Annotated in this window: 9 protein-coding genes; 3 read left to right on the top strand and 6 right to left on the bottom strand. The window is 40.5% G+C overall.

Translation table 11 applies throughout. The annotated features are described in order from the left end of the window. Positions 1 to 153 precede the first annotated feature (153 nt). The 3 genes from ctaD to fdxB form a co-directional block, all read right to left on the bottom strand. Positions 154 to 1,842, bottom strand: coding sequence for a cytochrome c oxidase subunit I (gene ctaD, locus ACFE90_RS09555; protein WP_375499888.1), 1,689 nt, complete (start codon positions 1,840 to 1,842; stop codon positions 154 to 156). Positions 1,843 to 1,936: 94 nt separating this feature from the next. Further along, positions 1,937 to 2,938 (bottom strand): cytochrome c oxidase subunit II, encoded by a 1,002-nt coding sequence (locus ACFE90_RS09550; RefSeq protein WP_375499886.1) that lies wholly within the window; start codon positions 2,936 to 2,938, stop codon positions 1,937 to 1,939. Between the two features lie 484 nt (positions 2,939 to 3,422). Beyond that, positions 3,423 to 3,716: a ferredoxin III, nif-specific gene (gene fdxB / locus ACFE90_RS09545; protein WP_335196515.1), complete on the bottom strand. Its 294-nt coding sequence runs from the start codon at positions 3,714 to 3,716 to the stop codon at positions 3,423 to 3,425. A gap of 920 nt (positions 3,717 to 4,636) precedes the next feature. On the opposite strand from fdxB, the gene ACFE90_RS09540 reads away from it, so the two are divergent. Beyond that, positions 4,637 to 6,226: a helix-turn-helix domain-containing protein gene (locus tag ACFE90_RS09540; protein ID WP_375499944.1), complete on the top strand. Its 1,590-nt coding sequence runs from the start codon at positions 4,637 to 4,639 to the stop codon at positions 6,224 to 6,226. 285 nt (positions 6,227 to 6,511) lie between these two features. Here the strand turns inward: ACFE90_RS09540 and ACFE90_RS09535 are convergent, their stop codons facing one another. Further along, positions 6,512 to 7,489, bottom strand: a complete 978-nt coding sequence (locus tag ACFE90_RS09535) for a sucrase ferredoxin (RefSeq protein WP_375499884.1) — start codon at positions 7,487 to 7,489, stop codon at positions 6,512 to 6,514. A gap of 79 nt (positions 7,490 to 7,568) precedes the next feature. Further along, on the bottom strand, positions 7,569 to 8,114 hold the full coding sequence (locus tag ACFE90_RS09530) for a hypothetical protein (RefSeq protein ID WP_375499882.1): 546 nt from the start codon (positions 8,112 to 8,114) through the stop codon (positions 7,569 to 7,571). A 470-nt stretch (positions 8,115 to 8,584) separates the two neighbouring features. On the opposite strand from ACFE90_RS09530, the gene ACFE90_RS09525 reads away from it, so the two are divergent. Continuing rightward, the gene (locus ACFE90_RS09525; protein WP_375499880.1) at positions 8,585 to 9,337 is read left to right on the top strand and encodes a Mut7-C RNAse domain-containing protein; all 753 of its coding nucleotides are present in this window, start codon (positions 8,585 to 8,587) and stop codon (positions 9,335 to 9,337) included. A gap of 17 nt (positions 9,338 to 9,354) precedes the next feature. Here the strand turns inward: ACFE90_RS09525 and ACFE90_RS09520 are convergent, their stop codons facing one another. Beyond that, positions 9,355 to 9,576: a hypothetical protein gene (locus ACFE90_RS09520; protein ID WP_375499878.1), complete on the bottom strand. Its 222-nt coding sequence runs from the start codon at positions 9,574 to 9,576 to the stop codon at positions 9,355 to 9,357. 99 nt (positions 9,577 to 9,675) lie between these two features. On the opposite strand from ACFE90_RS09520, the gene ACFE90_RS09515 reads away from it, so the two are divergent. Next, positions 9,676 to 10,659: an ROK family protein gene (locus tag ACFE90_RS09515; protein ID WP_375499876.1), complete on the top strand. Its 984-nt coding sequence runs from the start codon at positions 9,676 to 9,678 to the stop codon at positions 10,657 to 10,659. Positions 10,660 to 10,665: the final 6 nt, after the last annotated feature.

Genomic DNA, 10,665 nt, shown 5'->3' with positions numbered 1-10,665 from the left:
AATGCATCGGCTTACATTGTTAATGCATCGGCTTACATTGTTAATGCATCGGCTTGCATTGTTAATGCATCGGCTTGCATTGTTAATGCAACGGCTTACATTGTTAATGCGTCGGCTTGCATTAAAAACGCTACGTTTTTACGCAAAGCTGTACTAAGCACTAGCTTCCGGTGTTGCAGATGGCTGTAGTTCATTACTGTGACTATGACCGTAGTCATAAGGGCCATGAGTCACAACCGGCAACACTTCCCAGTTTTCAATTGCAGGTGGTGAGCTAGTTGTCCATTCTAAGGTCAAACCTTGCCAAGGATTATCACCAGCCAAAGGCCCTTTCAGCCAACTGTAGATCATGTTGATGGTGAAAGGAATTACTGATATCGCCAAAACAAATGAACCAAAGGTACAAATTTGATTGAGGTCGATAAATTGGGGGTCATACATTGCCACTCTTCGCGGCATTCCTTGCAAACCCAACTCGTGCATCGGTAAAAAGGTCAGATTAGTACCGATGAAGGTGAGGGCAAAGTGAATGCGTGCCAAGCTTTCATTCAACATTCGTCCGGTCATTTTGGGGAACCAGTGATAAATGCCGGCGTAGATGCCAAACACGGAACCGCCAAACAGAACGTAATGGAAATGTCCTACTACATAATATGTGTCGTGGACGTGAACATCAAAGGGGGCTGTTCCCATTGTCACACCGCTTAAGCCGCCCATGACAAACATGGACAACAAGCCAATGGCGAAAAGCATCGCACCTGTGAAACGGATTTTACCACCCCAAAGGGTAGCAACCCAGGCAAAAATCTTCACGCCAGTGGGAACTGCAACTATAAGAGTGGAGATAGTGAAGAACATCCGCATCCAACCGGGTGTGCCACTGGTGAACATGTGGTGTACCCAGACGAACAAACCGACAACGCAGATAGCTACACTAGAATAAGCGATCGCTTTATAACCAAAAATTGGCTTGCGGGAGTGAACTGGAATTACCTCCGACATGATGCCGAAGATGGGCAGAATCATTAAATATACTGCCGGGTGAGAATAAAACCAGAATAAGTGTTGATAAATTACAACGTTACCGCCTGCATCTGGTTTAAAGAAGGAAGTACCAAAGTTGAGGTCAAACAACAGCAGAACTAAACCGGCTGCTAATACAGGTGTGGAGAGAAGCGCCAGCAGGGAGGTTGCCAAGATTGCCCAGCAAAACAAGGGCACTTGATCCCATTTCATGCTAGGAACCTTCATCATCAAAATGGTGATCACAAAGTTCAGTGAACCCAAAATTGAGGAAGTTCCTACTAAAACGATCGCAAGTATCCACATAGTTTGAGCGATTGGTGCTGTCACCAAACTCAAAGGTGGGTAAGCTGTCCAACCAGATTGCGAACCGCCAAAAATGAAACTACCTAATATCAGCGCACCTGCTGGTGGGTTTAACCAAAAAGCGATCGCGTTCAGCTTCGGGAAAGCCATATCCCTAGCACCGACCATCAACGGCACCAAATAGTTACCAAATCCCCCAATGGCGCTAGGAACAATCCACAGGAAGATCATGATCGTCCCGTGATTGGTCATGAAAGCGTTATACAGATTGGGGTCGAGTAAGTCTGCCTCTGGCGTTGCTAATTCGACACGGAGAGCAACAGCCATCAGTCCGCCGATGAGATAGAATACAAACGCCGTCACTAGGTATTGGATACCAATAACCTTGTGGTCAACATTAAATGTAAAATAGTCCTGCCATTTCCACGCCTTCGGATGGGAGGTATGGCCAGCCACTATTTTTGGTTTATGTTCTTCTGGTGGAGTATTCCGTGGAAATTCTACCTGCGTCATATTTTTTACCCTTATGCAAAGTCCAGGGTCAAACGTCCAAAGTAATTAAATTTGACTCTTGTACAAACGCGATTAATCGGTTGTACAGACGCGATTAATCGCGTCTCTCCTGACCAATGACCAATGACTCTAGAGTTGCTGCACTAATTCCCATATCATGGGTGTGGGGCGCGAGAAACTCTGATGTTAATAAGTCGGCTGGATTAATTGCAACGACTTGATTTAGGTTTTGCTGTTGAGCAATCTGGTTTTCTGTCCGCCAGTTATTATATTCTTCTGGTGTGTGGACAATTACCTGTGTCCGCATTGAACCGTGATAACCACCGCACAACTCAGCACAAACTACGGGATATGTACCTGGTTTGGTGGCGACAAATCGTAGTTCGGTAGGGATACCAGGAAGTGCATCTTGCTTCAGGCGGAAGTTTGGCACCCAGAATGAGTGAATTACATCTTGTGCTGAAAGGTTGAGTTGTACATCAGCACCGACGGGTATGTGCAATTCCCCAGAGGTAATGCCACTATCAGGGTAATTAAATAACCAGGCGTACTGTATGCCTTTGACATCAACAACTAAATCGGCTGGTTTGTTTAGGGTTTGAGGAGACGCGCCAATACCAATTGTCGGGGCGATTGTTGGGGCAGTTGTTGCTTGGGAAGTATCGCTTAATGTAGCTGCAATAGCACTCCCCGGTATATGAGCAACATGAGCTGCTGAATGAGGATGACCCGCAGGATCAAAGCCGCCCATTCGGTTAAAAACATCTACACTGTAGATGCCCAAGAGGAGGACAATCACTGTTGGAATTGCTGTCCAAAAGACTTCTAAGGGCAAGTTACCTTCTATTGGCACGCCATCGGTATCGTCACCCCGACGGCGACGAAACTGAATCAAAAAAACTACAATTGTTCCTTCTACCACCAAGAAGAGTGCGATCGCAATGGTAAACATGACGCTGAAAAAACCGTCTACCAAAGGCGCTTGTAACGATGCTTGCACCGGCATCAGAGTGTGATTCTGACCAATCCAAATACTGATTGCTGTAACTACTATCCCAGCAACCAGAGTCCATAGTGAAACAGGAACTTGTTGCATACATGCTACCTGTGTAAACAGTCTTTAAAGGTGTGATTTTCTGGTATTAGGTATTTAGGCGCTGGGCATTCTTATCTATTCCCCATTCCCCGTTCCCTATTCCCCATTCCCTTTTCACTTATTAACTTTCTAACGTGCAGCCATAAAAAATGGGGGAAACTTCCAGATTTTTTCCATATCTTTCCCCCAAAAACTTACAAATTATATTTCAACTCCTATGAAAAAGGTAGCCCCCTGCTCCCAGAAAAGCTAGTTGTTCCAAGAGGGCACTGTTAGACCTAATATTGATTAGGCTATATTAGCAGCAAGTTTAAATTTGTTAATAACTGACATTTCGCGATTTACGGATTTGTTTACTGTGAACTTTTTATTAGTTACAGTAAATATTTAGTATTCCCCTCAAGTTACCTTGCCTAGCGCATTTACGCTTTATACAAACAGTGCCTCCTTGAATTAACAACAATTTTGACTAACTTCAAAAACCTTAGTTGTTTAATGCAACATGCGTATAGCAATTCTTGGGGCAAATCCGTGAACAAGCTTCACAACCAATACAGTTCTCTGGAGAAGTAACTGCCATTACTTTCCGTTCAATTTCTTCATCATCTTCATCTTCTACAAATTCGCCTTCTTCATTGAGTGCCTTCAAACCTAGCACATTGTAACCGCATACTTTAACGCATCTGCCACAGCCGATACATTTCTCTTTGTCAATTTCTTGAGCGAATTTTGGTGTCCAAGCCTTACCGCCAAATGTCAAACCTGTTAGTTGTGCCATGAATAATACCTCGGCAATTTTGCCTGTAAATCTGTCTGTGCATTAATCATCATATTATCCTAATCTTTTATTGTTTTGTATTCAAAAATTACTTTTTTATCATCGAATTTCGATGACTTTGAACACAAAATTACATTGCTTTTAATTTCAAATTATAGAGAAAACTTATTGATAATAATTGTCTAGTCGTAGGAGGGTGAAGTAGCCCGTTCCTACTGTGTGTTGGTTAAAAAAAGGATAATTATTATTTCCAGCAGATACAACTATCTCCATAAGAGTGATGATATTTTTTTTCAAATATTTTTATGATTAAGTAGATAAATGTATGTAAATAGTATTAACTTATACAATTAATCTTGTTCAATAGTTACATTTTCATATATGCAATATGTATTTTAAAAGCCAACAATTTCTGATTTCTCTTTAATTAATCTATTTAAATAAATGATGACAAAATATATTATTTGTTTATTTCAATAAAGTAAAGTTAATTATGAAGGAACTGTAAACTTAGTAGCAGAATATTATCATGCATTAAATATTAAAATCATTAATAAATCAGATGAAATCCAATTAGAACATGATTCAAGATTTTCCAAAAACACTTTAGGGTCAAAGCTAAAATGTTCATTAAATGTAAATTTAAATAAATATTAAGATTTTTTTAAAGCTCGACACGAACAAATTAATCATTATTTTTATGAAATGTATAGTTAATAAATAAGTTTTATCCGGCTCGGTTTTAAAGCCTTAAATAGCTTCCAATTGGATGCGAACAATATGGATGTGGGGAGTAAGTGTGGTGAGAAAAGATTATTCTCGCCAGAAAGATAATGTGGTAGCGAGTCATGAATAAACAGGACTCATCCAGGGGAGACCTGAGCCAGACATCTCAACGATTAGAGTGGGAAAAGAGCCAAATGCCTTATACAATTCCTAACAACAGTTGCGTTGGATGTGACAACTGCCGCCCCCAATGTCCTACGGGTGCAATCAGAGTAGAGGACAATGAATACTGGATTGATCCTGGTCTTTGTAATAATTGTGAGGGCTATTATTCAGAGCCGCAATGTGTAATAGCTTGTCCAACTAATTCTCCGATTCCTTGGCAGTCGAAAAAGGGGAGATGCAAAATAGAACCGAGAGATGCTAGCAGTTTAGACTTGTTTTCTAACGGCAAGAATAATCCATTTGCTTCAGCGATCGCTATTTGGGAAGCTTGTAATGTACTAGCACAACGCACATCGCTACATTGGGAAACCGATGAAGAAGGGTACATAAGTTACAGCCGACAAATTAATCAGGGACGAGGTGCGATCGCTTTTCACATCCAAGATCCATTCAAAGTTAACGACAAGGCCACAGATATAGCAGCAGTTGAGGGGCTTGACATCAGAGCCGCTTGCATACATCTAATTTTTGCAGCTTATGCTACAGCCTTAGAGCAACCTTGGGAGCAAGAATTTGCGATCGATGAGCGACAAATTGAGAAATATTTGGGGATGGAGAAACGCAAAGATTTAAGCAAAGCTGCCAAACTAGCTTTAATGAAAAATCTTGTCCAGCAAGCTTGCTCCCTGCTTATCTCCATTGACTGGCCTCAACAAGGTCGAATTAACGGATTCTCTATTACAGGTAGCCGCCTATGGCACTTAGTAGATATTCAGCACCATTTTCAAGAAGACAATCTTGGATGCAAATATCTTATTGGGCTAACTTTTAAAGTAAAAGCAGGTTTATGGGCACAATATTTCTTAAACAAACAAGCATGTAAAGAGCGAACCGCATTCTATCAATACGGCAGTCTTCCCAAAACATTGCTAACCACAGTCATGAGCATTTGGCAGCAACATGAAGGCGCAGTCCGATTAATGCTGTGGTTGCTGTTTAAAACCAAAATGGGTAAAGAACAACGCATTACTATTCCTACCTTGCTGCGTATTGCTTACGGAGAAGAAAAAGTCGCCCTTGCATCCAGACAACGGGAAGAACGCAAACGTTTGCTGCGAACTTTTGAAAGCGATCTAGAAATTCTCAATCACTATGGAATGAAACCACTTTTCGATCCAGTTACTTACCCACCAGAAATTCAACCTTTATGGGCGAAGTTAGTTGATCTTCCTGAAGATCCAGATGAAGCATTAGAATTTTGGACTAATGACGGTGGTGCTGAAACCCGCCTCACAGACACAGGCCCCCGTGGTAAATGGAATCTCTTAATGAATGCACGGATTTTGGCTTTTGAACTCCCACTAGAATGGGAACAGCAAATCTCAGAATCGGAAAAAAAGAAAACAAGAACTGCTAAAGCCAAAAGGAAGCCTAAAGCTACAAACGATTTGCTAGGTGAACAGATTTTGCAAGCGCGAAAAAATTTGAATCTTTCCCAAAGAGAATTAGCAAAGCTTACAGGTAAAAGCCAAAGCTGGATTCGAGATATTGAAAATGGCCGTTTAAAAGCCAAATTAGAAGACCAAATACTTTTACGAAAAGTCTTAAATATGACTTAATCTTGATATTTGGAATTTTAACGCATAGACGCTTTGCCCTCCCGCAGGGTAGGGACGCAGAAATTTTGTTACGAATTTGTGCAGCGTTATACTAAATACAGCATTTAATTAATTCATAACAAACTAAATTCAGCAAGACTCCGCGTACCTCTGCGCTTGCCTTTGCGTGACGGCAGTCGCTACAACGGGGAGGCAGCGCAGTCTTGGGGGTTTCCCCCATGAGCGACTGCCGTGGGAACCCCTGCAACGCGCTGCCTGCCCTCTGCGTCTAAAAACTCTTCTCTTTTACGTACTATAACTCATCACCTTACTAGAAGTAAGCCAAAGACTACCGACAGCATATTTAGTAACTATCAACTCTCGTGTAGCATTGCATGAACTCTTCAGTTGTTGAGTCTTAGTTTCATCTTTCACAAGTTTAGCCTGGTAAGTGTAGAGAGAACCAGAAGGTTGTTCAAAACTTAGCTCACCCAGAATAGTATTATTATCTAAACTTTGCTCCAAAACTTTGCCTGCGACTTTGTAATTAAACCAATTCCATCCATTACAAAGCATTAGTTCTCTTTCCAAAACCTGAAGTGCAGGAGGCAGAATTCCCCAGCCTCTATAGACTTTATTTAAGCATTGAATATCACCAGTACGAGTCAAAATCGCTCTAAATGAATCTATATTTATACGACCGTAATATCTTCCTTCTGGCAAGTCTATAATTGTTGGTGCAAACCGATGTCCACCAAAGTGTGATGATTTCCAAATTCGCACATTATCCAAGCACAAATCAGCATTTCTTGATGTTACATTAAAGTAAAAAGGAGCGCCATATCTGGCACAACATTTATCATGGCTACCGTGGGTACAAACTAAAATATCTTTAGTTTTGGTGGTTTCTATCTCAGAATTAGAATTAATACCCCATAACCATTTTTGGACAACTGCTGCTACTTGCTCAATATTTGCTAGCTTAAACTCTTTTTTATGGTATCCATTACTTAGCCCCTCTTGTTTTTGATAAATCAAGAGCGTAGTATGGTTTACTTTGTGTGATTGATCATTAGCAATTAAGAGGAATCTAATCGGTAGTTTAGCACGCTTCACTTCCTCTACCAAAATCCTCAAATTTTGTGGTATCCATTTGGAATTAAAAGCTTCTGATGTCCAAGGTAAAGGACACTCAACTAAAATATAAGTTTGATAATTGGTGGCGCTACCAATAACATCTTCTCCTACTTGCTGTGAATCGTCAGAACAAAAAAAAGTATTCATCTCGCTGTACTCATTAGCGTATTTTATGGACGAAAGGTATTACAAAATACAATTGTGTTCTTAGCTACAATATCCTTGATTAAAGGAGATAAAAAAGAACAATATTCATTTCCCAGTTAAAACTAGGTATCCACTTTATAACATCATTACTGATCAAGGTCTTTCCGGTTAATAAAGTCTCCACAATAGAGATAAACAGCATCAAAATAGATTTTTCCGTATGCGCGGCGTTAGTTTTGTATCTAGTTTTATTGTTATTTGGTATCTTGTAAATTTTCACTTGCTGAAACTCAGCTTTTCTAAACTTGGTTTGTTTCGTAAAATCAAATATATTCAATCTTTTGCGATCGCTTAGAGAGTAACAGGCGATCAACTTGCTTACAATATAGATGTAGCTAATATTACAATCAAAAATATTGCTAGCAGCAACATAGTTATTTAAAGTTTTGCTGAATTTTTTTACATAGCTAGTTACAGTTGTTGTTACATATAAACATATAATTTTATGTTGATTTTGCGAGAAACATATTCCTAAAAGTAGATGCGAGAACACCTGATAAACAGATAATACTTTGGTAAGCCAATACTGTTTTAATACTTTTTTATCTGCTTTTAATGTATTCACACATGTATATATATTGAGAATAATTGTCAATTAAAGTTGAAAAAATAAAAACAATCAAATTAGGGGTAAATGCTTTGTGCCCCGTACTTTATGCACGATAAGTTAATGAGCAAAACTAGTGACTAATTATTAGCAGCGTCACTAACATCAACATTAACAAACCTGGTATTTACCCTTTTACCTAATCTAACTTCCTGAAGCTCATGTCAGGGTTTGATTATATGCCTCTGCCTTGACTGTAACTGAACTCAATAATAAATGCAAGTATTTGAGAATTTTTATAATTTCTTTAGCCTTTTTCGCCTCTAGAAGGTGAGTTAAATCAGGGTTAACGGGCGTCTTAATAGTGGAAATAGCTCACTTGAGCAAGCATTGATTTTTTCAATAAAATAGATAAAGTTTTGCAATTGTGACAAATTATTGCCAGTAAGGGGATACAGCAGCTCCTAGTAAACTAAAGATTTTTAAGTATGGCGATCGCATATTTCTTTTTTCATGGAGAATTGAATCATTTTTTACCACGGCATCATAAGCAGGTGAAAATCTCCCATTCTTTTGAGGAGAGAACGTCCATTAAGGACATGATTGAATCGTTGGGTGTCCCTCATCCAGAAGTTGATTTTATAAATGTCAATGGTGAATATGTAAATTTTTCTTACATAGTTTCGGATGGAGATACTATCAATGTTTATCCAATTTTTGCTAGGGATACTATTATACCAAGCATTTCTGTTATGCCAGAACCGCTTAGTATTATCCGCTTTGTTTTAGATATTCATTTGGGGAAGTTGGCGACATCTCTACGACTTTTAGGTTTTGATACTTTATACCGCAATGACTACGAGGATGAGAAATTAGCCGAGATATCCTATAGCCAAGCACGGATTCTCTTGACTCGTGATAAGGGTCTATTAATGCGTAGTATGGTAACGCATGGGTATTACGTTAGAAATACCAACCCTCAAGAACAAATCTTGGAAGTACTGCAACGCTATGACTTATTTAAATTAGTCTCACCATTTAAACGGTGTTTGCGCTGTAATGGATTATTAGAACCTGTAGATAAGCAATCCATCGTTGACAAGCTACCAGAAACAGTGCGATCGCAGGTTGATGTATTCCAGCGTTGCCAAGACTGCGATCGCATTTATTGGAAAGGTTCACATTATGAACGATTGCAACAGTTTATTGACGGAGTACTTAACTCAGATAGAGATGAGTAAGTTAGTAATGGCAATATTTAACCAGCTGAAATATTGCCACTAATTATTTGACTACCCCCAATTATAGGATCTTCATCTTCGCTATTGAAATCATCAGGAGTAGGGTTTTGCTTACTCTCTCCAGTTACTTCTTCAGGTTCTATGGGATCTGCCTCTTGAGCTTTATCGATATCAAGAGAGAGAGGAGGTTCTTTGGCGTGAGAGAAATCGATAAGTGGATTTGGTTGATCGGAAGTCATGAGTTGCTAAATTATACAGTATTCTTTAGTGTTGAATTTATTTTCCTAGCAAACATCTTTCTTGAGAAATAAACTACCTATTATAAAAAATAAAAAACTATGACATTAATTTTAGCTCTCGATTTTGGCGGAACTAAATTAGCGGCAGCAACGGTAAATGTCGGTTCTAGAAAGTGGTTGCGTTATGAACGCCGTCTCTCGCCAGCGAATGCAAATGCTAATACTGACTTGGAAATTATGCGATCGCTCATTTACTCGCTGCTAGAAGACACAAAACCTGCTGCGATCGGTGTCAGCTTTGGCGGTCCAGTAAATGCTTCCACGGGGACGGTGCGACTATCTCATCATGTGGCTGGATGGGAAAATATTCCTCTCAAAAGATTGTTGGAGGAGGAGTTTGGCGTTTCTGTTGGTGTAGATAATGATGCTAACGTTGCTGCTTTGGGTGAACATCGTTTTGGTGCGGGACAGGGGTACGATAGCCTGTTTTATATCACTGTCAGCACTGGCGTAGGTGGTGGTTGGATACTCAACGGCCAGCCTTGGCGAGGTGCTGGTGGGATGGCTGGTGAAATTGGACATATAGTTGTAGATCCTGCTGGGCCAGTTTGTTTGTGTGGTAAGCGGGGATGTGTGGAACGTTTGGCGTCGGGGCCTTATATGGCGCAAAATGTTAGGGAAATTTTGGAGAAGGAACCGCCAAGTCGCCAAGTACGCCAAGGAGGAGAGGTGTTGAGGGGTTTGGTGGGGGATAATTTAACGTTGCTGACGGGGCAGTTGGTAAGTGAGGCGGCGGCGGCTGGAGATGATTTGGCGAAGGAAGTATTGCACAAGGCTGCTTGGGCGCTGGGTGTGAGTATTGGCAATGTGGCGAATTTGATGAATCCGCAGCGCTTTGTGTTGGGGGGCGGTGTGACGAAAGCGGGGGCAGATTTTTGGCAGGTGGTGCGTCAGGTGGCGCGGGAGACGGCTTTACCAGAAGTTGATTTTGAAATTGTCCCAGCGATTTTGGGGGATGATGCGCCGTTGTGGGGGGCGGTGGCGATCGCTTCTATGACAAATCCCGAATTTGTAAATGAGTAAGGCGTA

The organism is uncultured Nostoc sp. (assembly GCF_964245445.1).
GTDB lineage: Bacteria > Cyanobacteriota > Cyanobacteriia > Cyanobacteriales > Nostocaceae > Nostoc.
The sequence above is the reverse complement of the archived record's forward strand: the minus strand, read 5'-3'. Positions and strand labels throughout refer to the sequence as shown.